The organism is Spirulina sp. CS-785/01, assembly GCF_028330525.1.
In the GTDB taxonomy this organism is placed as follows: domain Bacteria; phylum Cyanobacteriota; class Cyanobacteriia; order Cyanobacteriales; family Spirulinaceae; genus JAQMSD01.
Genome location: NZ_JAQMSD010000118.1, coordinates 1 through 25,387 on the forward strand (window position 1 = coordinate 1; position 25,387 = coordinate 25,387).

20 protein-coding genes and 1 other RNA gene are annotated in these 25,387 nt (G+C 47.1%); 13 read left to right on the top strand and 8 right to left on the bottom strand.

Annotation, left to right across the window (positions count from 1 at the left end; genetic code table 11):
• Window positions 1-38: 38 nt before the first annotated feature.
• Together PN462_RS06980 and PN462_RS06985 are read right to left on the bottom strand one after the other, a co-directional pair.
• Window positions 39-389 carry a DUF565 domain-containing protein gene (locus PN462_RS06980; protein WP_272127324.1) on the bottom strand — a complete coding sequence of 117 codons (351 nt, stop codon included), beginning with the start codon at window positions 387-389 and terminating at the stop codon, window positions 39-41.
• 6 nt (window positions 390-395) lie between these two features.
• Window positions 396-743 carry a winged helix-turn-helix transcriptional regulator gene (locus PN462_RS06985; protein ID WP_272127325.1) on the bottom strand — a complete coding sequence of 116 codons (348 nt, stop codon included), beginning with the start codon at window positions 741-743 and terminating at the stop codon, window positions 396-398.
• Window positions 744-874: 131 nt separating this feature from the next.
• Between PN462_RS06985 and PN462_RS06990 the strand changes: the two genes are divergently transcribed.
• From PN462_RS06990 to PN462_RS07000, 3 genes are all read left to right on the top strand, one after another.
• Window positions 875-1,453, top strand: a complete 579-nt coding sequence (locus PN462_RS06990; protein ID WP_272127326.1) for a flavodoxin family protein — start codon at window positions 875-877, stop codon at window positions 1,451-1,453.
• Between the two features lie 272 nt (window positions 1,454-1,725).
• Window positions 1,726-2,424: a pirin family protein gene (locus PN462_RS06995; protein WP_272127327.1), complete on the top strand. Its 699-nt coding sequence runs from the start codon at window positions 1,726-1,728 to the stop codon at window positions 2,422-2,424.
• Window positions 2,425-2,486: 62 nt separating this feature from the next.
• A complete protein-coding gene (locus tag PN462_RS07000; protein WP_272127328.1) occupies window positions 2,487-3,518 on the top strand; it encodes a hypothetical protein in 1,032 nt (343 codons plus the stop codon).
• Between the two features lie 138 nt (window positions 3,519-3,656).
• Here the strand turns inward: PN462_RS07000 and PN462_RS07005 are convergent, their stop codons facing one another.
• Together PN462_RS07005 and PN462_RS07010 are read right to left on the bottom strand one after the other, a co-directional pair.
• A complete protein-coding gene (locus tag PN462_RS07005) occupies window positions 3,657-5,636 on the bottom strand; it encodes a glycoside hydrolase family 10 protein (RefSeq protein WP_272127330.1) in 1,980 nt (659 codons plus the stop codon).
• A 198-nt stretch (window positions 5,637-5,834) separates the two neighbouring features.
• Window positions 5,835-7,634: an ArnT family glycosyltransferase gene (locus tag PN462_RS07010; RefSeq protein WP_272127331.1), complete on the bottom strand. Its 1,800-nt coding sequence runs from the start codon at window positions 7,632-7,634 to the stop codon at window positions 5,835-5,837.
• A 266-nt stretch (window positions 7,635-7,900) separates the two neighbouring features.
• On the opposite strand from PN462_RS07010, the gene PN462_RS07015 reads away from it, so the two are divergent.
• Both PN462_RS07015 and PN462_RS07020 read left to right on the top strand, forming a co-directional pair.
• Complete coding sequence (locus tag PN462_RS07015; protein WP_272127332.1) at window positions 7,901-8,623, top strand: DUF6088 family protein; 723 nt, start codon at window positions 7,901-7,903, stop codon at window positions 8,621-8,623.
• Window positions 8,620-8,916 (top strand): hypothetical protein, encoded by a 297-nt coding sequence (locus tag PN462_RS07020; RefSeq protein WP_272127333.1) that lies wholly within the window; start codon window positions 8,620-8,622, stop codon window positions 8,914-8,916. The genes PN462_RS07015 and PN462_RS07020 overlap by 4 nt, the downstream gene beginning before the upstream one ends.
• A gap of 97 nt (window positions 8,917-9,013) precedes the next feature.
• Here the strand turns inward: PN462_RS07020 and bioF are convergent, their stop codons facing one another.
• The gene (bioF, locus tag PN462_RS07025) at window positions 9,014-10,165 is read right to left on the bottom strand and encodes an 8-amino-7-oxononanoate synthase (protein WP_272127334.1); all 1,152 of its coding nucleotides are present in this window, start codon (window positions 10,163-10,165) and stop codon (window positions 9,014-9,016) included.
• Between the two features lie 220 nt (window positions 10,166-10,385).
• Window positions 10,386-12,044, bottom strand: coding sequence for a glycine/sarcosine N-methyltransferase (locus PN462_RS07030; protein WP_272127336.1), 1,659 nt, complete (start codon window positions 12,042-12,044; stop codon window positions 10,386-10,388).
• A gap of 417 nt (window positions 12,045-12,461) precedes the next feature.
• Between PN462_RS07030 and PN462_RS07035 the strand changes: the two genes are divergently transcribed.
• Together PN462_RS07035 and PN462_RS07040 are read left to right on the top strand one after the other, a co-directional pair.
• A complete protein-coding gene (locus tag PN462_RS07035) occupies window positions 12,462-14,189 on the top strand; it encodes a diflavin flavoprotein (RefSeq protein ID WP_272127337.1) in 1,728 nt (575 codons plus the stop codon).
• Between the two features lie 223 nt (window positions 14,190-14,412).
• Entirely contained in the window at window positions 14,413-15,636 is a 1,224-nt protein-coding gene (locus PN462_RS07040) for an S-layer homology domain-containing protein (protein ID WP_272127338.1), read from the top strand.
• A 149-nt stretch (window positions 15,637-15,785) separates the two neighbouring features.
• On the opposite strand, the gene chrA is transcribed toward PN462_RS07040, so the two are convergent.
• Window positions 15,786-16,940, bottom strand: a complete 1,155-nt coding sequence (gene chrA, locus PN462_RS07045; RefSeq protein WP_272127340.1) for a chromate efflux transporter — start codon at window positions 16,938-16,940, stop codon at window positions 15,786-15,788.
• A 25-nt stretch (window positions 16,941-16,965) separates the two neighbouring features.
• Window positions 16,966-17,181 (bottom strand): hypothetical protein, encoded by a 216-nt coding sequence (locus tag PN462_RS07050; RefSeq protein ID WP_272127341.1) that lies wholly within the window; start codon window positions 17,179-17,181, stop codon window positions 16,966-16,968.
• 123 nt (window positions 17,182-17,304) lie between these two features.
• On the opposite strand from PN462_RS07050, the gene ssrS reads away from it, so the two are divergent.
• The 6 genes from ssrS (at window position 17,305) to PN462_RS07080 (ending at window position 25,046) form a co-directional block, all read left to right on the top strand.
• Window positions 17,305-17,519: non-coding RNA, 6S RNA (ssrS, locus tag PN462_RS07055), on the top strand.
• 305 nt (window positions 17,520-17,824) lie between these two features.
• The gene (locus tag PN462_RS07060) at window positions 17,825-19,099 is read left to right on the top strand and encodes a M16 family metallopeptidase (RefSeq protein WP_272127342.1); all 1,275 of its coding nucleotides are present in this window, start codon (window positions 17,825-17,827) and stop codon (window positions 19,097-19,099) included.
• A 270-nt stretch (window positions 19,100-19,369) separates the two neighbouring features.
• Window positions 19,370-20,629, top strand: coding sequence for a M16 family metallopeptidase (locus PN462_RS07065; protein ID WP_272127343.1), 1,260 nt, complete (start codon window positions 19,370-19,372; stop codon window positions 20,627-20,629).
• Between the two features lie 184 nt (window positions 20,630-20,813).
• Entirely contained in the window at window positions 20,814-23,462 is a 2,649-nt protein-coding gene (locus PN462_RS07070; RefSeq protein WP_272127345.1) for a cyclic nucleotide-binding domain-containing protein, read from the top strand.
• A gap of 164 nt (window positions 23,463-23,626) precedes the next feature.
• A complete protein-coding gene (gene cysK, locus PN462_RS07075; RefSeq protein WP_272127346.1) occupies window positions 23,627-24,556 on the top strand; it encodes a cysteine synthase A in 930 nt (309 codons plus the stop codon).
• Between the two features lie 187 nt (window positions 24,557-24,743).
• Complete coding sequence (locus tag PN462_RS07080) at window positions 24,744-25,046, top strand: DUF3082 domain-containing protein (RefSeq protein ID WP_272127347.1); 303 nt, start codon at window positions 24,744-24,746, stop codon at window positions 25,044-25,046.
• Window positions 25,047-25,387: the final 341 nt, after the last annotated feature.

The window sequence follows — 25,387 nt, forward strand, 5'->3', positions numbered from 1 at the left end:
CCCCTATCTCCCCCATCTCCCATTACCAATTACCCAATTTAAGAATTTAACTTAAAGGCTTCTAAGAATAAGCCAAAAATAACCCCCATTTTTAAACTGTTTAGCACATCCCAAAAAAACGTTCGTCTCGCCGCAACTCCACCACGAACAATGCGCTTTTGGGAATAAACAAAACGACTGATCACTTCTGTGACTAAAAGCGTTATCCCGGCAGCCGGAACGTCTAAAATGGCTAATTGTCCCGTTGTGCTAGTAATGGCACTTCCCCCGAAGAACCCTCCCAAAAATGCCAGTAGAAGAATAGACACCCGTCGCCAAGGGTTATTGATTAATTGTAAAATGCGATCGCCAGCTAAATTGGTCAGTGTCGTTAAGCGGGTATTTTGCATAATATCCTAGGGGGTGTTGTCCTGTTTCACATCCAGCGCGTGGTTTTCTCCCCAGTCGTGCATCGCCTGTAAAATGGGGTCGAGGCTTTCACCTAACGGGGTCAGAGAATATTCTACTTTGGGAGGGACAACCGGATAAACCTCTCGATGGACAATGCCATCTGCTTCCAGTTCCCGCAGTTGTTGAGTTAGCATTTTTTGGGTAACTCCTGTTAAGGCCCGTTGCAACTCCCCAAACCGTCGGACTCCTTGAAACAACTCCCGCAAAATCAAGACTTTCCACCGTCCCCCAATCACCCGTAGGGTGGTTTCCACTGCACAAGTGATCGGTTTGTGTTGAATTGATTTCACCATAGACTCTCCTTAGTATCTTTTTAGATACTACCTTACTTTTTAGTGCTTACTTTCTTTTTGACCGTATCTAGTATAAAGTAATTTTAGAGATAAAAAATCAATAAAAAAATAATTAATTGGAGGTGTTTCTCATGGTTCAAATTGCCATTGTATATTTTTCTGGGTCAGGTCATACCCATTTAATGGCGGAAGCCGTTGCAGATGGAGTGCGGAAGGTTGCTGATACTAATGTCAAACTTTTACGCATTACTGGAGAACAAGTCAATCAAGGTCGCTGGAATGATTCAGATACCTTAAATCAACTAGAAAACGCCGATGCTATTGTTTTTGGGTCTCCCACTTATATGGGGGGAATTGCTTCACAATTTAAAGCCTTTATTGATGCAGCCAGTGCTGCTTGGTTTGCTCGTAAATGGAAAGATAAAATCGCCGCAGGATTTACCCATTCCGGGTCTCCCAGTGGAGATAAACAAGGAACATTGCTTTATTTAGCCACCAATGCGGCTCAACATGGTATGATTTGGGTAGGCTTAGGAGAGATGCCCAACCCTGATACAGGCATCAATCGTTTGGGCGGATTTTTAGGCGCGATGGGCAATCTTACGCCTAATGCTAATCAAAAAGAAGTGATGATTGAACAGAGCGATCGCCTCACCGCAGAATCCCTTGGCCAGCGTGTTGCAGAAGCTACAAAGCGGTGGAATAGGTAATGGATAATAGAGAATAGATAATAGTAATAGGGAATAGGTGATAAATAATAGGTAATGGGTAATAGTAATAGGAAATAGTTAATAAATAATAGGGGAATAAATAATAGTAATAGGGAATAGTTAATAAGCACCAAAATTTAACCGATTCTGATCCCTCTATTCCCTGTTCCCTATTCCCTATTCCCTATTTCCTGTTTCCTGTTTCCTATTCCCTTCCCTCATAAGCAAATAAACACCTTTTCAGCAACCCCTAAGATCAGGAGAACAAAATCATGATTAAAATTCGGAAATCCGCAGATCGAGGTCATGCTAATCATGGTTGGTTAGACACCTATCACACCTTTTCCTTTGCCAATTATTATGACCCCGACTATATGGGATTTAGAAGTTTACGAGTGATTAATGAAGACTGGGTGCAACCGGGACAAGGATTTGGGACTCATGGCCATCGAGACATGGAAATTATCACCTATGTCCTAGACGGAGCATTAGAACATAAAGATAATATTGGTAATGGGTCAATTATTCAACCTGGAGAAGTCCAACGGATGAGTGCAGGGACAGGCATTTTACACAGTGAATTTAATCAGTCTCCCCAAGAGGCCGTTCACCTCTTGCAAATTTGGATTCTTCCCGACACATCAGGACTACAACCCAGTTATGAACAGAAAAATTTTCCGGTGCAAAAAGACCCCGGAACACTCCATTTAGTCGCCACCAAAGATGGGAAAAATGGTGCTGTCACCGTTCATCAAGATATCGCCTTGTATGCAGGGGTTTTACACTCAGGGGACTCCACTACCTACCACATTAATCCCCAACGTCATGCTTGGCTACAAGTCGCCAGAGGAGGGATACAAGTGAACGGAACATCCCTCGATACCGGAGACGGAGTTGCGATTAGTGAAGAAAGTTCGTTACATCTAAAAGCAGTAGAGGATGCAGAACTCTTGTTATTTGATTTAGCATAGGCGAAACCTCTAGTGGGGTTTTGCGTCATTCTCTCTAGTTTATTCCTCACACACTCAACTTTATGTCTGCATTCACCCTTTCCGGATCTGCTTGGATGGTTGCGGGTTCACTTGTCGGTTCACTTGCGATCGCATCCGGCATCATCAGCCCCCCCGCCTTCGCCTGTAGTCCCTTTCCAGGGAGTCAACCCACCCCCATCAGCGAACGAATCGCCAACACCCAATACGTCTTTATGGGAACCGTCACCCACATTGAGGAGAACACCGTCACCGTCCAAGTTCACCAATACTTCCAAGGCCAAGGCCCCCAAGAAATCAAAGTATCCGGGTTTAATAGCCACTCCTGCTCCGACTATATCAACGAAACAGGTCAAGAATACCTCTTTTTTGCCCAAGATATCGGAGAGAACGCTTGGTCTGCCGTTTATGACGGGGCCTTTGGGTCCATCGAATCGTGGAACGGGGCCACCCAAGTCCGACTGGCCCAACGTCCCAATCCCCCCCAAAGCAACCTCCCCCAAGAAATTGCCGACCAAATCACCCAAGAAATCGCCACCCGGTTTAATCTCCCCCCCTCTCGCGTCGAAATCATCAACGCAGAACGTCAAACTTGGCCCAATGGTTGTCTCGGAGAACCTTGGCCCGGCCAACTCTGTACCTTAGCCCTAGTCGAAGGGTGGTCTGTCCAAGCCCAAGCCAAACAAAAACGATTCAACTATCGCACCGATCTCGAAGGAAACCGCATCCGTCTCGAAAATGGCAAAGAAGTCTTACCCAAGCGAATCCAAAACCGCGTCTTACGAGAAATTAACCGTCGTTTCTCCATCCCTCGCCATGCCCTACAACTCACCGAAGCCTATCCCCGCACCTGGGATGGATGTTATGGTCTAGCAGACCCCAATCAACCTTGTACCATGCAGGCCATTTTCGGTTGGCAAGTCGTAGTAGAAAGCGAGGATCAACGGTGGGTCTTTCACACCGACGGAGGAGGGTCTGAGTTACACTTTAATGACGAATTAAGCCAACTCACAGAAACCCCGGCCACTGCCCCAGCCCCCCCATTTCCCATCCGAGAACGGGAACGGGACAGATAACAATTAACAATTAACAATTGGTTGTTGGTTGTTGGTTGTTGGTTGCGATTCGACTTACTGCTTTGTGTCCTTTGTGCCTTTGTGGTTGACCAACTCCCAACTATCAACTCTCAACTCTCAATTATCAACTCTCAACTCTCAACTCTCAACTCTCACCCCTTCACTCTCCCAAGCCATGCGGTTCACTGCCGCCAAAGCATAGGTCCCCGACGCAATAGGGGTTTTGCGCGTATTAGCTGGGAAAATCGTCTTTAACTGCCATTCCTCCCCCACAAGGCGGTATAACGTCCAGCAACGTACCTCAGAGGAGTCTTTGGCCTCCCACATTAACTCATTCCCCACCACAGTGACATTCTGGGGAATGGCGGGAGGTTGGCCGGGTTTATACTCCATCACCGGGACAAGGGCGGGTTGGGGGTACAATTGACGAAAGATTTGCTGAATATCTGACCAGTTCTCCAACAAGGGCTTAATATGATAGAAAATATTGCCCAAAGACTGCTGTTCCGCAAAACTGCGGCTAATTTCCACCTGTCGCTTGTACTGTTCCGCCTCCCAAAAATTATTCGTTAAACGGACTAAATTATTCCCCACATATAAATGCAAATTCTTCGGGTTGTGTTCCGTCCACCATTGCAACAACACCGGATAACTCTGCTGGGTTTGTTCAATTTTCCAATAGAGTTGCGGCCCCAAATAGTCCACCCAACCTTCCTCTAACCACTTTTTCGGGTCTGCATAGAGGGTATTATATTGATCAAGGCCATTAATGCCTTCCGGTTGCCCAGGCCGATAGATACCAAAAGGACTTACCCCATATTTCACATGAGGTTTAACACGACGAATGCCCTCCCCTAAACGGCGAATAATGGTGTTAATATTCTCCCGTCGCCAGTCCCCTAAACTCAACGTTCCGCCATTCTCCTTGTATTGTTGATAGGTGTCTTGGTCCGGGAATTCTTCCCCTTGGACGGGGTAAGGATAAAAATAGTCATCAATATGTAACCCGTCGATATCGTAGCGTTGGACAATATCTAACACAATCTCATAGGTGTGGTTCTGGGCTAGTTCTAAACCGGGGTCCATCCAGCGTTCCTTGCCGTAATCATGAACCGCTTCGGGATACAATGCGTCAAAGTGGGGGGCAATATTCTCATCATTCCCTTTATTGGTGGAAGCCCGATAAAGATTAATCCAAGCGTGGGCTTCTAGGTTGCGTTTATGACATTCTGCAATAAAAAATTCTAGGGGGTCATAGTAGGGAGTGGGGGGTTTTCCCTGTCGTCCCATTAACCAATAACTCCAAGGTTCACGGGCCGAGGCGTAGAGGGCATCCCCTTGGGGGCGAACTTGCCAGATGACGGCGTTGAGGTTGAGGGCTTTGGCTAAGTCTAGCATTTTGCGCAATTCGGCTTGTTGCGCGTCTCGGTCGAGGCCGGGTTCAGAGGGGAAGTTGACATTCCAGACGGAGGTTAACCAAACGCCGCGAAACTCCCGACGGTGGGAAACGGGGACGGTGGGAAGGGCCGGAGGGGGAACGAGGTAGTCTGAGGGGAGGGGGGTCATTTTCCCCGTTTGGACAAGGGCTTGATACACTAACACCGAGACTTCGGCCCGGGTGGCGGCTTGGTTGGGTTGCAGTTGTCGCAGGTTGGGATAGTTGACCACCATTCCCAGTTGGGTGGCGGTTTTTAAGGCCGGGGTGGCCCAGGTGGGGACGTTTTGCCAGTCGTCGTAGAAGTCGGCCAGTTGAATGTCGCTATGGCCGGGGGGTTGGAGGTTGAGGCCGTTGATGAGGGCGACGAGGGCTTGAATTTTGCTAATTTCTAGGTGGGGACGAAATTCTTGATTGGGATAACCGGAGAGGAAGCCCATGCGATAGGCTTTTTGAATGGCGTTATAGGCCCAAAACCCGGGGGAAAGGTCTCGAAAGGGAATGGCTTCTCGTTTCAGGGGGCTATTAAAGGCCCCGGTAATGAGTGAGGCAAATTGCGCCCGATTGAGGAATTGGTTGGGTCGAAATGACCCATCTGGAAAGCCACTGACGATGTTGGATTCTGCTAAGGCTTCGATAAATGCTTTTGCCCAATGCCCCTGTAAATCGGTGAATTTGCTCATTTTTTTTTAATTGGTTATTGGTTGTTGGTTATTGGTTGTTGGTTGTTGGTTGTTGGTTATTGGTTATTAGTTGTTTGTCTCCATCTCCCCCATCTCCTCTATCTCCCCCATCTCCCGACTCCCGACTCCCGACTCCCATCTCCCCTTTGTGTCCTTTGTGTCTTTGTGGTTCAACCGTCAACTATCAACTATCACCTATCACCTATCCCTGATAAACCGTCTGCCTTGGACTCGGACTAATTGATATTCTCCTTGTTGGTCGATGAGTTGATAGTCTTTGGGTTGTAGGTTGGCTTCTTCAATTTTCTCAGGTCGGGAGATGATTAGGAAGGTGTCTTCTGGGGAAAGGTCATTGGCGTTTTTTCGCAGGGCTTTGAGGGCGATGGGGGTATGGGAGAAGTAGAGGACGGGGTGTTGGGCATAAAAGACGATGCTGGGTTTCATGAAGCCAATCATCATTAATTCGTCTTGGGGTTGTTTGACTTGGGCGGCGGTTTGGGCGAGGTTTTTGAGGGCGGCTTGGCGTTGTTGGATGGCGATGGAATATATGGGCTGAATGACAAAGACAAAGGTGAGGGCAAAGCTAAGGAGGTTGACTCCGATAATGGCTTTCCAGTAGCGACGACGGAGAAGCAGGAGGAGGAGGGTGAGGGTGGTGAGGGTCCAGAGGGTGGCCCCAATTTTCGGGAAAGGACTCTCTAGGATGGTTTCTCCCATGTTGGGGGCGGCGGGATCATAGCCGATCCAATGTCCACCCCAATAGGTGGTGACTCCCAAGGCAATGCAGCAGAGGAGGTTAAGGAGAATGGAGGCGAGGAAGCCTTTGGAGTTGCCGTGGTGGGGTTGACTTAGTTCTTCACTCCAGAGTAAGGCGACTAGGATGGCGGCGGCGGGGAGGAGGGGGAGGGTATAACTGGGGAGTTTGGTGACGGCGATGGAGAAGAAGAGGAAGATGGCGATAAACCAGATGAAGGCAAAGAGGCCGAGTTGGGCGTTACGGGGTTGTTGTTGCCAGTAGTGACGTTGCCAGACGCGGAGACGTGCGATCGCAAGGGGTAAATAGGCGGACCAAGGGATAAACCCGACGAACACCACGAGGAAATAAAAGTACCAGGGGGCGGAGTGACGATTGACCACACGGGTAAAGCGTTCTAGGTTATGGTAGCCGAAGAAGGAGTCGATGTAGGCTTGCCCGTTTTCGAGGATGACGAGGATAAACCAAGGGATAGTTAAGAGGAAAAATAAGCCAAATCCGAAGATTAATCCGGCTTCTTTTGAGACTTTGGGGAGGTTGCCCAGATAAAGGAGAAAACTGAGAATAATGAGGCCAGGAATAACGATGCCGACGGGTCCTTTGGTGAGGACGGCCAAGGCTAAGAGGACAAAGAAGGCAATATACCAACGGTTGGGGATGAAGGAGGGGGGCCGGGGGTGGGTTTCGTCTTGGACATAGCCCCAGAAGAAGCAGAGTAATGATCCATCCATGCAGCCCGTGAGTAACATATCCGATACGCCAATTCGCCCCCAGGCCATCATTTGCAGGTTTAGGGCCATGAGGGCTGATCCCACCCAAGCGGTGAACCACAGTTGACGCTGAGATGTGGGGGTGGCTTCGTTTTGGGCGGCTTTGGGGGAGGCAAAGCCGAAGGTTCGGAGGGTGAAGAAGCTGAAAATAATTAGCGCGATCGCAGCTAAAGCAGAGGGCAAACGGGCGGCCCATTCATTCACCCCGATCACTTGATACCCAATGGCCATCAACCAATACACCAGAGGCGGTTTATCGAAGCGTGTGGCTTCGTTAAAGTAGGGTGTAACCCAATTTCCCGTTTCGGTCATTTGTCGGGCTGCTTCGGCGAAAAGCGGTTCAGTTTCGTCGAGTAAGGGGGTTGTCCCCAATTGCCAGAGAAAGGCAATAACACAAAGTATAGCCACCCACAGCAGGGAAAACCAGCGTGTGAATTGGGGAGATTTCTCAAATTGTAGCCACCAACGATTCAAGGCGTTTTTTCCTTTGCGCTCAAGTCTAATATCCTTGCTATCTTAACTTGAGAGGGGGGGGTTGGGAGTGATATCGCAGTTTCTCAATAACCTCCATAAATGGATGAAACACAATTAGACGAATCCCTTCATCCTTAATTCAATTCTGAATGATTTTCTCAAATGTCAGGTTTTTATAGGTCAAAACTTGACAGTTAAGCTAAAATACAGTTGAGGGTTTTACGCCTTGTAACCCGAGCAGTATAGTCAATTTAGCTTTATTCGTGATGAGTCCAGCAACAGGTTCTAGTGTAGCTGCCCAAGTTCGGCAACGCATTCACAATAACGGCGAACAATACTGGCAAACCAAAGATTTCGCCGACTTATCCGCCCCTGCTGCGGTGACAAAAGCCTTATCCCGTCTGGCCACCGATGGGACAATTCAGCGCATCAGTAAAGGCATTTATTATCACCCCAGACAAACTCGTTTTGGAAAGTCTCGTCCTTCCCAATCTGGATTGCATCGGCTTTTAGAGGGTTATACTTTACATCCTGCTGGAATTACTGCATCTAGTTTACTAGGGTTTACGACCCAAAATTCCCCTGCCGGAGAATTTGCGACTACTGCCCGCAGTATTCCTCGTAAACTCTTAGGAGAACGAGTTAAACTCTATACAAATCGTCCCAAAACTTGGGAAAATCTCTCCCCAAAAGAAGCCGCAATTCTAGATTTTTTACGGCAAAAAGGTCAATTGAGTGACTTATCCCCAGAACAAACAAAACAGTTACTTTTAGAGCATTTTCAGAAGCAATCTTGCTACCCTAAGTTGGTTAAAATTGCTTTAGAAGAACCCCCTCGTGTCCGAGCTATTTTAGGAGCAATTGGTCAAGAATTAGGGTGTAATTATAGCTCATTAAAGCAATTAAAAAATAACATAAATCCTCAGACTCGTTTTGATTTTGGGGTGTTACGTTGTCTCAAATATGCAAAAGATTGGCAAGCAAAATGAAGTTATTTGAACATCCTGATTTTTCCGACTTAGTAAATGCAGCAACGGCTCATTTTAGTCATCTTTCGCTAACTGAACCGTTCAAAGACTGCGATCGCATCAGTCAAGAATCGTTCTCCAAAGGTTATATTACCCCACCTCAAACCTTCGCAGAGAGTCCCGCCATTGTTCCGAATACTAACTTAAATCGAAAACTACAAACCACCTATCAACAGCAATGTAAAATTCTCTGTTATGGTGAATATCCTCAATGGGAGGAGATTCAAAAGCAACTACAAACGCTTAATATTTGATATTAAAGATAATGGCCAATTTCAGGTTAATTGGATGGAATAATTAGATAGAAGTCCTAAAGGGCTTACTACGGAAGATTTTACCATAGATGAGGGCTTATTTTTCAAGCTCAAGGTGTTGGAAAAGTTGGTCTAAATGGGCTTGGCTGTGGGTGGCCATGATGGAGAAACGGAGGCGACTGGTGGGGACGGTGGGAGGGCGAATGGCTGGTACAAAAATGCCTCCTGTTTGCAATTTTTGGGCAAATTCTAGGGCTTTGGTGGGGTTATTTTGCTCTAGGCATAAAATGGGAGATTCGGAGGGTAAAATTGTGTATTTTTGAGTTAATTTTGTTTTAATTTGCTTGACATTTTGCCAAAGGTTGTGTATGCGTTCTGGTTCATTTTTAATAATTTTAATGGCTTGCAAGGCTGCGGCGGTATCTGCGGGGGAAAGTCCGGTGGTGTAAATCCAAGTTGGGGCGCGGTTTCGCAGGTAATCAATTAATAGTTTTTCTCCGGCGACGTAACCGCCTAAACTGCCTAATGCTTTGCTGAGTGTGCCGATTTGAATTAAGGGTTTTCCGGTGAGATTAAAATGTTCTACGACTCCTGCCCCGGTTTTGCCTAATACCCCGGTTGCGTGGGCTTCGTCTATGAGGAGCATGGCGTTAAATTGTTCGGCAAGGTGGTATAATTCGGGGAGAGGACAGAGATCGCCGTCCATGCTGAAGACGCTATCGGTGGTCATTAAACAACGGCGATAATTAGTCCGATTTTGTTTTAATTGTTGTTCTAAGTCTTCGAGGTTACAGTGTTGATAGTTTAGCACGGTTGCACCGCTTAGAATTGCGCCATTTTTGAGGCTAGAATGGTTATATTGGTCGCCGAGAATTAGGTCTCGTTGCCCGACTAAAGCGGCAATTGTGCCAATATTGGCTAAGTATCCAGAACTAAAGACGATCGCATCTTGAGTTTGTTTTAAGGATGCGATCGCCAGTTCTAATTGCCGATGCAAGTCCCGATGGCCACTGAGTAGCCGTGATCCAGTGCTTCCTGTACCATAGTGTTGAGTGGCGATTACTGCGGCCTGGATTAACCGTTCATCGCCAGCGAGTCCCAAATAGTCGTTACTGGCAAAGTTAATCACGGGTTGCCCATCCAACTCTATTATTGCACCTGCGCGACCAGACAAGGGCTTAACAGCGCGATACCAGTTGGCTTTATGGATGGTTTTGAGGGATTTTTCTATCCAAGTATAGGTGTTCATGTTTGAGTTGAGAGCGGTATATGAACCTAAGTGTCTAGAAACCGGGTTTCTCTAGGGAGTGAGAGGGAAGATTAACATTTTGGATAGAAATCCGGTTGCTTCCCCTCAGTAATAAAGAACCAATTACCAATTACCCATTACCCAAAAAAGAGGTATCCCAAAAGATACCCCTAAGAATGAACATGAAGTCCTGTCACGTTCGTTTTAGCGTCACAAAATGCTATTGCTTGCGGAAGTGCATAATCCCCCAAGCGAGATAACCATTTTTGCCGCCTTCAACCCAGTGGTTTAACCCGGTTTTCATGCGGTTAATGTAGTCTTCGCCACTCACTTCAATGGCCGCTGCTTCGTTGTCTTCGATGGACTTGAGAATGCGACTGTAGTGGTTCACCAACTGCTCGGTGAAGTCCATGATTTTCACTTCAGAGAAACCGTGGAGTTGGGCGGTTTTCCGGTAGAAACCAAAGGACCCCAAGGAGTCGAGGTGAATGCGGTCATAGATGGGTTGTAACACACCATCGGGACAATCATCACTCTGCATGGGATCAGTAAAGATGAAGTCTCCACCTTCTTTGAGGACGCGGTTCACTTCGAGGAAGACGCGGATGCGGTTGCCACTGTGGAGGATGGAGTCTTGGGACCAGACAATATCGAAGGATTCGTCTTCGAGGGGGATGTCTTCAAAACTGCCATCAATGACATCAATTTTATCGCTGAGTCCTTGCTCCCGGTTTAATTCCCGGTTGCGTTGGTTTTGGACTTCGCTGAGGTTGAGACAAGCAACGTAACACCCGTAGGTTTTGGCGAGATAACGGGCCGCTCCCCCGTATCCGGCCCCGATGTCTAAAATGCGGGTGTTTTCGTTGATGTTGAGTTGCTCGGCGATGGTTTCCACGGTGCGGCGACTGGCATCAAAAACGGGTTCTTCATCGCTTTTGTACAGTCCAACGTGGATGTCTTCTCCACCCCATAGGTTGGCGTAGAAGTTATCGGCGTTTTTGTTGTTGTAGTAGTCGCGGGCAGTGTTAACTGTGGTGGAATAGTTGGCCATAGCGTATTGGGGGGTGCTATCGTAGCTTTTCTCTGCTACGTGAACGAAGAAGTCGGGGTCGTGTTCGTGGTAGGTTTCTTGGAAGTCCCCGTAGGTTTTAATCCGTTGGAAGCCTACTTCGTGCATGAGACGACGGGTATATTGCCGCCGTAAGGGGAACATATTCAGGTGGTAAACGGATTGATCGGGGAATTCGTACCGGAAACGCGCTAACCCCTCATCGACGTGTTCAGGTTCAGCTTTGACGTTTTCGCCACAGTAGTAGTAAATGTGCTTACTGGAGAAGCCTTGATCAAGGATGGAATCGTAGTTCCGTTGGTCCAAGATTAAGATACCGTCATGGCGTAAGGCGGCGTAAAATTCGGCGAGGGTTTTCCGGCGATCGCGCTCCTCAAATAAGTGTGTAAAGGAGTTGCCGAGGCAAATGATCGCATCAAATTTTTGGTGAATATCTCGATTCAACCAACGCCAGTCTGCTTGGACGGTGCGTAAGACAATGCCGTGACGACGGGCATTTTCAAAGGCTTTGGTCAGCATTTCTGGGCTACCGTCGGCACTGACGACATCAAACCCGGCCTGACGTAAACGCACCGAGTGGAATCCCGTTCCACTGGCTACATCTAAAATTCTTTTTGCTCCGTGTTCTTTGAGGATGTCGATAAAGAAGCTGCCTTCGCTTTTTGCGCGATCGCCCCAACTAATTAATTCATCCCATTTATCGACAAACCCTTTGATGTATTCCGACTGATAGTGAGCCGTATCCCGCACTGCTAGCGGATCTGAGCCGTATTCTTGTTTCTGAGAATTTTCAGGGTATTTAGTTTTCATAGCTGTACCTATTATGTTTCTTGTACCGTGTCTGGGTTTTCCCTTACTGTTTTTGAAGCTATGCTCGAAAGAAAGTCTTCATGGAATTTGCCTCAACCCTGTGGTCGAAAACAAGTAGGTATCCCAAGATATTCAACCATGTTAATTCCGTTTGGTCAAAGTTTAGATTAAAACTTTGTAGTCGCCATTACATCGCCAAATTGAGAATTATGCGTGAGATCCGGGAGCAACCTCCTGTGATTAAAAAGTCAAAACCCTTTTTTCATCAGGGTTGAGAGCAATGGAAATATATGCGCCATAGTTTAAGTTCTTTTAAGGGGGGTATAACAGACTTAATTCCCAGTCTGTAAAAAAGCGTGTCACAATGAAAAAAATATAAAAAAGTTAACAAAATTGCTCAGGAGGTTATGAGCCAATATGGTTGCTGTTGCTCCTCAAACTGAAAATCGTTTAACCATGCAGACGGGGTATATTGCCCAAGATACCACAGCGATTCGCTCTTTAGATTGGGACCGCGATCGCTTCGATATCGAATTCGGTCTGCAAAATGGGACAACCTACAATTCTTTTATCATCCACGGGGACAAAATGGCGTTGGTGGATACCTCCCACGAAAAATTCCGCCAATTATATTTTGACACCTTACGGGGTTTGATCGACCCCCGCAGCGTAGATTATCTAATTATCAGCCACACTGAACCCGATCATAGTGGATTAGTGAAAGATTTTCTACAACTCGCCCCAGATACAACGGTAGTTGGGTCAAAAGTGGCCATTCAATTCCTCGAAGGGTTCATTCACCAAGACTTTAAGCGGCAAATTGTCAAGAATGGGGATCAAATTGATTTAGGCCAGGGTCACGTTTTAGAATTTGTCAATGCGCCTAATTTACACTGGCCCGACACCATTCTGACTTATGACTGGGGGACTTATACCCTGTTTACTTGCGATGTTTTCGGAATGCACTATTGTTCCGATAACCTCTATGATGTCCAATTGCAAGACATTGAGGCCGATTATCGCTTCTATTATGACTGTTTGATGGGGCCTAATGCGCGATCGGTTTTGTCGGCCTTAAAACGCATGGGGAAACTGGGAGAAGTCAAACTGGTGGCCAATGGTCACGGGCCGCTGTTACAGTTTAATGTACAAGAATTAATTAACCGTTATCGAGACTGGAGTAAAGCACAAACCAAGGGAGAAAAAACCGTTGCAGTGTTTTATGTCTCCAATTATGGGTACAGCGATCGCATTTCCCAATCTATCGCCCACGGTATCACGAAAACCGGAGTCACGGTAGAAATGTTAGATATGTTGGGAACAGACCAACAAGACGTGCGAGAATTAACCGAAAGTGCCGCAGGATTAGTCATTGGAATGCCTCCATCTTCTGGAGAAAAAGCAAAAGAAGCGGCCACCACCCTCAGCACCATTTTAGCCTCTGCTAAACCCAAACAATATATTGGCTTATTTGAGTCCTACGGAGAAGACGACGAACCCATCGACCCCATTTTAACCAAATTTCGGGAAGTGGGACTCGGTGAAGGGTTTCCCAGTATCCGCATTAAAGATAACCCCTCCGAAGCAATCTACCAACTGTGTGAGGAGTCAGGGACCGACTTAGGGCAAAAACTCACCAAGAAAGAGAATATCAAACAACGGAAATCCCTAGATAGTGACCTAGATAAAGCCATTGGCCGCATTAGTGGTGGATTGTATATTATCACAGTCCAGAAAGGGGATGTCACGGGGGCGATGTTGGCTTCCTGGGTATCCCAAGCAAGTTTTGAACCCTTGGGAATTTCCATTGCCGTGGCCAAAGATCGCGCTATTGAATCTTTAATGCAAGTGGGCGATCAGTTTATTTTAAATATCCTAGAAGAAGGCCATTATCAGCATTTAATGAAGCATTTTCTCAAGCGGTTTAAACCCGGTGAAGACCGGTTTGCGGGAGTCAATACCCAAACGGCTAAGAATGGTTCACCCATTTTAACCGATTCTCTGGCTTATTTAGAATGTGAAGTGGTGAGTCGGATGGAAGTGGACGATCATTGGATTGTGTATTCCCAAGTGAATGAAGGCCGAGTCTCTAAGTCAGATTCTCTCACAGCCGTTCACCATCGGAAAGTCGGAAATTATTATTAATTTCTTGTTGGTTGTTGGTTGTTGTTATACACCTAGAAACCGGGTTTCTACCGGAATATTCTAATTTTGTCTAGAGTTAGAAGAAGAAACCCGGTTTCTCCCCCTCTCAGTCATTGGTACACACCTAGAAACCGGGTTTCTACCGGAATGTTCTAATTTTGTCTAGAGTTAGAAGAAGAAACCCGGTTTCTCAACCTAACCAATGACCCATTATCAATTCTGTATGACTCGCGTTTTTGTATTCTTGATCTTAGGACTCTGTGGAGCATTGACCGCTTGTAGTGGCGATCGCACCGTTCAAAGTTGGTTTGCCCCCGATCCTAGTTTACAACCTTCTCCCACCAATTCCCCCTCCCCTTCTCTCCGTCGCACCAGGACAACTCCTCGGCCTAGTCCTTCCCCTCCCACTGTAAGACGTAACCCAGAAACATCAACAGAAATAACCGCCGCCAACAATAATTTACCCCAACAATTCCCAGAAGACTTTCCCCATTATCCCCAAGCCAGCAAACTGCGTCCTAACTCCCCCCAAGCAGTTATCACCGGGGAAAGTAACTGGGAAACCCAAGATAGTTCCGAAGAAGTGTTAGAGTTTTATCGAGAAGCCCTAAAAGACCAAAATTGGGAGATTATTACCCCAGGAGACAAGACAACCCCCTTCATTGCTCAAAAAGACGAGAAACAAGTGCAACTGCGCTTTTCTGATGCTCAAACCGCAACCACCCGTTATACCCTAACCTATGGGGAAATAACCGCCACTCCTCAACCCTCCCCCTTACCCGTCTCTCTCCCCAACTTAAACGCAGTCTCCTCCCAAATGCGGGGATATATTCAAGACTTAGCCGCCTTGGGAGTTATCCCGGAAAACTTCCAACCCAATGAAACCATAACCCGTCGGACTTTTGCCCGATGGTTATTTGCGGCCCATAATCAAATGTACCGCGATCGCCCCACAAAACAAATTCGTCCGGCCCCCCAAGCAGAAAACCCCGCATTCACCGACATTCCCCCCAATGATACCGATTTTGCCATCATTCAGGGACTCGCAGAAGCGGGAATTATTCCCTCTCGTCTCACGGGGGATACTGCGGCCTTACTCTTTCAACCAGACTCCCCCTTAACGAGAGAACAACTTTTAGAATGGAAAGTCCCCCTCGATGTCCGTCGCTCTCTCCCCGATGCGTCATTGGCGGCCATTGAGACAACTTGGGGGTTTCAAGATGTCGAGAATATTGATCCCAATGTCTTCCCAGAATTATTAGCAGACTTTGAAAATGGGCAACAGGCCAACATTTTACGCGCTTTTGGTTATACCACCCTATTACAACCGAAAAAAGCCGTAACAGGGGCAGAGGCCGCCGCAAGTCTCTGGTATTTTGGCTATCAAGGACAGGGAATTTCAGCCCAAGAAGCACAACAGTTATTAACTGAGGAAACAGAGTCGTAGTTTGTTGTTTATTGTTGGTTGTTTGTAAACAAGGGAATCGGGAATCGGGAATCGGGAATAATATATTTTTGTTTTCCCCATCTCCCCTTTGTGTCCTTTGTGTCTTTGTGGTTCAACTATCAACTATCAACTATCAACTATCAACTCCATTATAAACTAGCAACATAGCCTAAAATTGCGCCGCCGAGGACTAACCAAACGGGGCCTAATTTAAACCAGAATAGCGCGATCGCGCTTAACCCCACAATCCCCCAAGCCAACCCGTCTAACGGCTGCCACAACAGGGTAAACGCCAATTGTCCCGTTACCACCGCCATTAATGCCACCGCACTGACATTCACCGCATCTAAAAACGCCCCTGCCCACACCGACTGCCGCATTTTGGGGATCAGAGGATTCACCGCTAAGACAAACAAAAAGGACGGCAGAAAAATGCCCACCGTGGCCACCATAGCTCCTGGAAACCCCGATACCACATACCCAATAAACGTTGAAGTGGACAACACCGGGCCGGGGGTAAATTGTCCAATGGCAATGGCATCTAATAACTCCTGTTGCGTCAACCAACCCCGGCCCACTAACTCCCCTTCTAAAAAGGCAATCAAGACATAGCCACTCCCAAACAACACCACCCCCACTTTCAGAAACACTAACCCCAGTTGCCAGAGGGGAGGGGTTACTTTTGCCGTAGTTGCGGCCAAGGCCACCGTCGGTTTCGCCAATGCACTGGCATTCAACCCCGCAACCCATAAACTAGAGGTGCGATGGGGAATTTGCCACCGCAACCAGAACATCCCCACCACACCGCCAACCAGCAACGCCAGCACCTCATTCAATCCCAATAACAACAGGGGAACAACCCCCAAGGCAATAATCAACAAGGTGCGGCTTTTAATGGCCTTTTTCCCCAACCGCCACAACGCCCCAAAAATCACCACTAACACCGCAGGTTTAATCCCGTATAGGAGGGGGGCCACGGCGGGTAATGTGCCAAATGCTTGATATACCCAAGCGAGAATTCCTGTAATTGTAATCGCCGGGAATAAAAAGCACACCCCGGCTACTACTAACCCCGGTACACCCCCATAGGTGTAACCCACATGAATGGCCATTTCTGTAGAGTTGGGCCCAGGAATTAAATTTGTAGCCCCTAAGAGATCAAGAAAATGCTCCCGCGACAACCAACGCCGCTTCTGTACTACTTCTTCCTCCATCATGGCAATATGGGCAGCCGGGCCGCCAAAGCCGATAATACCGAGTTTTAAAAAGAGTTGCGCTAGTTCCCTGAGTTTACGGGTATTCATCGCTCAAATGGCTCATACAAATGGGTTAAATTACCTCGAACGAGTCCACCTCGAAAACTGGCCCGATCATGGCTACGGTCATAATATCCTCTCGAATTTTTCCGTCAACCTTGACATTTATCCCTTCTTGTTGTAGAGATTCAGGAGCATTTTGCAGTTCGTAGGTTTCTCCGGTATCGGTGACTAAGGCCCAGGCCCCTAAACCGACTCCACGATATTCAATTTTTCCGGTTTTCGTCATAATTTGTCCCTATTTGGCTGAATTCTCTTTAATTTTAAAGTCCCAACTTCGCTCCGCATTCTAAAAAAATTGTGAACCCTCTTGCACATTCCCCCCCAAACATGATTATTATAGAAGAACAAGATCGCACTGCAACGTTGGTGACTGCCAATATAGTTTGTTGATCTATGCTTGAATTATTAGGGAGCTAACAGCGTGCGTGGCAGTAGACCGACTATGACTGATTCAGTTAATCTGTTTCAGCATAGCATTATCGGAAACTTAAAGCGTAGAGCGTCGGCACCCACCTGGAGTTTTCCAGGTCAAAAACTGAGGTAAGACGGCGTTGCGGTGCATCTCAAGATTTGATCCCTCTGGTTTGACTAGGGGGATTTTGAATTTGGGTGATGAATAGATGAATAATGGATAATTGATTATTGTTCCCTGTTCCCAAACAATCAACCAATAACCAACAAAAAACGCTCCAAGAACCAACAAAAAACGCTACAATAAGGAACTAACCAGTCGTAAGGGGAACTGATGGCAAGCTAGGTAAAATACCCCTTAATGTGGGTGGAATTGTCAAAATTTCTGTATAAAAACCATCATTTTTCTAGAGGCGACAATAGTACGATAGGGTAAAGCTATTTTGGTCTGGACAACCTTGCAACAAATCACGCAACCCCGTGTTAACACGCCTTTTCCCGCCAATGTCTTTCGCTTAAATAACGGTTTAACCGTCATTCATCAACATCTCCCTGCTACTCCGGTGACAGTAGTGGATGTTTGGGTGCGTGCCGGAGCGAGTGTTGAGCCGGATAATTGGTACGGGATGGCTCATTTCTTGGAACACATGATTTTTAAGGGGAGTAAACAGATTGGCCCCGGTGAGTTTGATTGGGTAGTCGAAAATACTGGGGGAATGACGAACGCAGCAACCAGTCATGATTATGCCCATTTTTTCTTAACTACCGCAGCGCAAAATTTAGAGACGATTTTGCCCTATTTTGCCGATATTTTACTTCATGCGACGATTCCCGATGATGAGTTTCTCTGTGAACGAGATGTGGTGATTGAGGAAATTCGCTCTTGTCAGGATGATCCCGACTGGTTGGGGTTTCAGACGTTGTGCGAGACGGTATATGGGGAGTCAACCTACGGACGGTCAATTCTGGGGACGGAGGAACAAGTTAAAATGCGATCGCCCAATCAAATGCGCTGCTTCCACCGCACCCATTATCAACCGGAAAATATGACCGTGACGCTAATTGGGGGAATTGAACAGGAGGAAGCCTTATCGTTATTAAATCGGGCCTTTGCAGAGTTTGAAGTGCGATCGGAATGTCCCCCCCGCACCTCGATTTTAGCCCCCATTCATCATAAAATTGCCCGCACGGAACTCCGTTTACCCCACTTAGAACAAGCAAGACTGATGATGGCTTGGACCGGGCCAGGGGTTGATAAACTGGATGATGCGGTGGGACTCGATATGCTCAGTGTTTTACTGGCCTATGGTCGCACCTCGCGTTTGGTGAAAGAATTACGGGAGGAAAAACAACGGGTGTGGGATATTTGTGGGGAATTCTCCTTGCAACGGGGATCGAGTTTGTTTACTATTAGTGCTTGGTTGGAGACTCCCCATTTGCAGGAAGTTGAAGGCATTATCCAAGAACGACTGGATCAACTGCAAACTCAACCCATTGGAGAGGCGGAATTAGCACGAATTAAACGTCTCTTGATGAATGATTATATGTTTTCTACGGAAACCCCAAGTCAGTTGGCCAGCCTTTATGGATATTACAATACAATTTCTCAGGCTGAATTGTCTGTCACCTATCCCCAACGCATTGCCAATTTACAAGCAGAAGATTTGCAACGCATTGCGAAACGCTATTTAACCCCAGACCGTTATGTGGTGACGGTGATGAAAACGTTGTAATTCGGTTTGTCAATGAACAATTAGCAATTAGTAATTAGCAATTAGCAATTAAGATCAAACACTTTTAAACTGGGTTTCTTCAGACGTAATTAATCAGTTAAGAAATAGACCAGAGGCAGACTTTTTCAAGCGTGAAGATGTGCTGCGTTTATGCACTGTCTTGTTAGAGAAACGGCTTCTCTGAGTTTGCCTAGAGAAGGTAAAAGACAGGATAGTTCCCCCAGAATTAATCGCCAATAACCAATAACCAAGAAAAAAACAAACAAAACAATGCCTACCCCTCATCTTCATCGAACAGTCCTCGATAACGGTATTACTGTGATTGCAGTGGAAAACCAGGCGGCGGATATTATTGCGGCCCGGTTGTTTTTTCGGGCCGGGGGACGTTGGGAAACCCTTGATCAGGCGGGAGTCTTCCACCTGATGGCGGCCACGATGACGAAGGGGACGGCAAATTTGTCTTCGGCGGAAATTGCGGAGAAGGTGGAGTCCATTGGGGCCGAGTTGGGGGTGAGTGCGGCGGCGGATTATTTTTTGTTGGGGTTGAAGACGGTGACACCGGATTTCCCGGAGATGTTTGCTTTGGCGGGGGAAATTCTGCGATCGCCGACTTTCCCGGAGTCTGAAGTGGCCTTAGAACAACAACTCACTTTACAGAATATCAAGGCACAACAGGAACGCCCCTTTAATTTAGCCTTTTTTCAACTACGGGAGGCTATGTATCCCCAACATCCCTATCAATCGTCGATTTTAGGGACAGAGAACACCGTATCCCAACTGACTCCGGGGGTGTTGGAGGCATATCACCAGCATTATTTTCGACCAGATAATTTAATTGTCAGTATCTCAGGCCGGATTACACCGGATCAAGCCATTGCTGCTGTCAATGAATTATTTGGCGATTGGCAACCCCCTCAAACGGAGATCATTACCCCAAAACTCCCGTCCATTACAGCACAACCCAGTCGCAACGCGCTGCCTCAACAAAGTCAGCAGTCCATCGTTATGTTAGGCTATCACGCGCCAGCCGTGCAGAAACAAGAGGATTATCGGGTGTTAAAGTTGGTGAATACATACCTTGCCAATGGGTTATCCAGTCGCTTATTTGTGGAGTTACGGGAGAAACGGGGGTTGGCCTATGATGTGTCGGGGTTTTATCCGACGCGCATTGAACCGTCTCAGTTTGTTGTATATATGGGGACTGCACCGGAAAATACGCAAACGGCCATTGGGGGGTTACAAGAGGAAGTGGAAGGGTTGCGGGAGACTCCTCTCCTCCCAGAGGAGTTACAAGCGGCAAAAAATAAGTTAATTGGTCAATATGCGTTAGGGAAGCAAACCAACGCGGAAATTGCTCAGATGTTTGGCTGGTATGAGACAATTGGGGTGGGGATTGAGTTTGATCAGACTTTTCCGGATGCGATCGCGCAAATTACCCCAGATCAAGTGCAAGATGTCGCCCAACGTTATTTTTCCGTCTCTCCCTATGTCTCTTTGGTAGGCCCAGAGAAATATATTTCAGCTAGTTAGTTCTCTCAGATATCTAACTATAAAGCAACACTTCAACACAGAATCAATTCTGCAACTTGCTTTCATTGCCTGTTTAAAAACGAGAGGCTTTCACCATGAGTCCTGTAAACAAAAATGAACCATCGGGGGGAGTGGGTCAAGGAACAGGATTAAGATAGGAAAAGATACTCCTTCTCCATGTACTATGGGTTCTGTTACTACCTCCACCCCTCTAACCCCCTCCACCTCCTCCGTTAGCGATGCAACCGAGATAACCTCTCGGTGTGACTGGTTGAGTTTTCACCGTCTTTGGGGACAATTGGGGGATGAAATCTTAGATGCGATCGCAGCTTCCCTAACCCCCCTGAAAGTCAACCCCGACACCCCCATCTACCACGAAGGCCAACCCCCCAGCGGCCTCTACATCCTCAAATGGGGAACCGTAGAAAATTATCGCCTCTCCTCCCTCGGTCGAACCCATATCGCCTACTATAATGCCGGGGACTTATTTGGATATGCCCCCTTAATCCAACGAGACACCTCCCACTACCAAAGTAACGCCATCACCCTCACTCAAAGCGAACTCTGGTTTCTCTCCCAAGACAACCTGCAACAGTGTCTCCAAACCTATCCCCAAATTCAACAAATTTTCACCCAAATTCTCGCCGAACACCTGCAAACCGTTGAACAACGTCTCGCTAAAGAACAACAACGTCAACAAACCCTGCAACCCTACCTCCAACCCATCCCCCACAATGAAACCATTATCGGCGAGAGTAAAGCCAGCCGCAAACTGCGAGAAAAGGTGCAAAACGCCGCCCAACCCCCCAGCCAACCCCTTTTCCTTCAAGGGCCTCCCGGAAGCGGTAAAACCTTCATTGCCGGACGTATTCACGCCCTCTCTAACTTAAATAATTATCCCTTCGCGGAACTCGACTGCGCCCAACTGCCGAAAACAGAACGAGGACAGTTAAACAGCGATTCTCGTTCCGAGAGGCTTCGCCAACGCATCTTTGGCACCCCTCAAACCCCCGGCCTCCTCCAACTCCTCGAACGGGGAACAGTCCTCATTGATAATGTACAACTTTTATCCCCCTCAGACCGCGATCGCCTTTATCAATACCTCCAAACCGGCCATCTCACCCCCAACCAGTCCACCCAACGTTATCAGAGTTGGGTTCGTCTCATCTTAGCCAGTCCTCACCCCCTCAACCCCCCCAAAACCCTCTCCCCCCAAACCATCAAACTCTTTAGTCTCCCCCAACGGAAACAAGATATCCCCCACTTAGCACAACATTTTCTGCAACAATATTGTCAAGATAGAAACCGTCCCCTCCTTACCCTCAACCAAGCTGATCTCCGTCGTCTCCTCAGCTATAACTACCCCGAAAATATTGCCGAATTAGCCAGTATTCTGCAACGGGCCGTCATCATGACACCGCCCGGCCAAACCACCATCCCCGAACAAGTCCTCTGGTCCGTAGAATCCCAAAAAAACGCCTTTCGCATCGATCTCCTCAACCATATCCCTGGGTTGCGAACCTTCCTACTGAGTCCTTGGTGGCCCGAACGCATCTGGATACTCGTCATGGCCTTATTTCTCCCCGTCACCCTCTGGGGGTGGTTGGGGCCTGAGAGTCGAGACTCTAGCATCACCTTACATTTTTTTTGGGCCTGGTGGTGGCCCTTTTACCTCCTCCTCTTTCCCCTTGCAGGCCGGATTTGGTGTAGCATTTGTCCCTTTATGATCACCGGGGAATGGTTGCGAAAACTCTCCCTGTGGTTATTCCCTAGGAAACTGCGGCCTTGGCCCACACGCTGGTTCAACCAATGGGGGGCCTGGTTACTCTTTGCTGGGTTTTGGGCCATTTATCTCTGGGAAAAACTCTGGGACTTACCCCACAACCCTGCATTATCCGCTTGGTTACTGGTCATTATTACCGCCGGGGCGATTATTTGTAGTTTAATCTACGAACGGCGGCTTTGGTGTCGCTATTTATGCCCCATTGGGGGAATGAATGGGATGTTTGCAAAGTTGTCTATGGTGGAATTGCGGTCAACTCAGCAGATTTGTGGGACGCAATGTAGTACCTTTGGCTGTTATAAGGGTAGTGATGCCACTCCCGTCAGTTTCTCTAACTCTCTCCCCACAGAAGGCCAAGCGACGGGAGGATGTCCTTTATACTCTCATCCTGCCCAACTCAAGGATAATCGAGATTGTGTTCTCTGTATGACCTGTTTAAAAGCCTGTCCCCATCGGTCGGTACAATTAAATTTACGCTTTCCAGCAACGGATTTGTTAGAAAATCATACCGCATTTTGGGCGGAGGCAGCGTTATTATTATTGTTGTTTGGGGGGGTGTTTATGCACTATTCCCACAAGGTTTTACAACCGTTAGGGTGGGAAAATATTGCGCTGAGTTCGGATAATTTTTGGGTGGCGTTTCCTTTGGTGAATGGGTTGTTATTGATTCCTTTTGGGGTGACGTATTTGGTGCATCAAGTGACGCGCTGGTTTGATCCAGAAATGCCGAATTATTTACGGGTGATTTATGCGTATTTGCCGTTAGTTTTGGTGGCGAATTTGGCGTATTATACTCCGGCGATGATGATGGAAGCGGGGCAGGTTTTACCTGTGCTGGCTCGCAGTTTGGGCTTTTCTGGGGCAGGGTTGCCGACGTTGACTTGGAGTTTGGATGTGGCGCAGTTTTTACAGGGGGTGGTGTTGTTGACGGCGATTCCGTTTAGTGTTTATCCTTTGCTGAGAATTACGCAGCGACCATTGTGGAGTAATTTGCCCCATTTTGGGTTAATTGTTGGTTTTATTGGCGTGTTTTTTGGGTTAATGTTTTGAGACAGTTGATAATGGATAATTGGTCAGTTGAGAAATCGGGTTGCTGATTTGACTGTGTGGCTAATAACTACAGTTGGCATAGAAACCCGGTTTCTTCCCCATTCCGTGATCACCAAGAAGAAACAACCAACAACAAATAATAAATAAATAACAAACAACCAAAAATGAAAATTTATAATAATATTACCGAAGTTATTGGCAATACGCCCATTGTGCAGTTAAAGCGGTTGGCTTTGGCGGATAAGTGTGAGGCGGAAGTGTATTTAAAATTAGAGAGTTTTAATCCAGCTAAGTCGGTGAAAGACCGGATTGCCATTAGTATGATTGAGGAGGCGGAAGCGTCGGGGTTGATTCAGCCGCAGCAATCGACGATTATTGAGGCGACATCGGGGAATACGGGGATTGGGTTGGCGATGGTTTGTGCGGCGAAGGGGTATGCTTTGATCTTGACGATGCCGGATAATATGAGTCAGGAGAGACGGCAATTATTAAAGGCGTATGGGGCGAAGGTGATGACGACTCCGGCGGAGTTGGATATGGGGGGCGCGATCGCGCGAGCCAATGAACTCCTCGCTAGTATATCTCATTCGTTCTCTCCTCAACAATTTAGCAATCCGGCGAACCCGAAAATTCACTACACGACTACGGGGCCGGAAATTTGGACGGCCATGGAGGAAAAGGTGGATATTCTGGTAACAGGAGTGGGGACTGGGGGGACGTTAACGGGGGCTGGACGCTTTTTAAAGCGACGAAACCCCGATTTGAAGATTATTGCGGTTGAACCGGAGAAAAGTGCTGTATTAAGCGGAAAACCGCCTCATGTTCACGATTTACAGGGGATTGGGGCGGGGTTTATTCCCGATGTTTTACGAGTGGATTTAATTGACGAAATTTTCCTAGTTACTGAAGATCAAGCCTATCAGATGGGGCGGAGATTGGCGAAGGAGGAAGGGGTGATGAGTGGCATTAGTAGTGGGGCAACGGTTTATGCGGGGATAGAGGTGGCGAAACGCCTAGAGAATGCCCACAAACGCCTTGTGATTATCCAAGCGAGTGGGGGGGAACGCTATTTGAGTACCCCTCTTTTCCATTGACATTGACATCGGAGAAAGAAGACTCGATAATTGAGAATAAGCAATTACCGAAGACCCAAACCTAATTATTCATTCCCAATTCCCGCATTTTGCTTCTCAATTGCCCATGCAATTGACAATTGAGGAGCAATACTTGAGAATAATCACTCACCTAGTCTTCTTATCGCCGATCACCCATTATCTATTTATGACCCCATCTCCTGATCCAAACGAAAAAGATGTCACTCCACTGCAATGTATCATTGGCGGTTTAATTTCCGGTGGATTAGCGACGTTGTTTTATCTGCTGGATCGCAATATTATCAATACTTTTGCAGCTAAACCGCTACCTGATACCAACATCACTGCAACCAACATCGCTGTGGCAGTGCGGACGTTGGTGATGGGTGGGGTGACACTGGTAACGGCTTTATTTGCGATCGCTGGCTTAGGCTTATTGCTACTCGCCATTCAAACTGCCTTCCAAGGGAGTCCCGAAAATGAGTCTTAGCAGAGAGAGAGGGGAGCCAGAAAATGGGATTAGTGTTCTTGGTCTAGGACTGAGGTTAGGAGGACTAGGCGGAGTTTCCAAGAACAGATTAATGAGGACGGAGTACCAAGGTCAAAGGAGTAACTCGGTTTGTCTTACTCTTTAATGAGTTATCAATTTCGGATCGGTACGATCTGTTAAGTTAACACATTTTTCGGATATATATAGCATTTTCAAACGAGATATGAAAACACATCGTAGTTTTTAAGATGAGGCAAGGTAAACAGTTTGTAATCTATAAAAAGAGTGAATAGCCGTTTCATAGTATTAAAGTTTTTACAGAAACGACAACATCTTCTCAG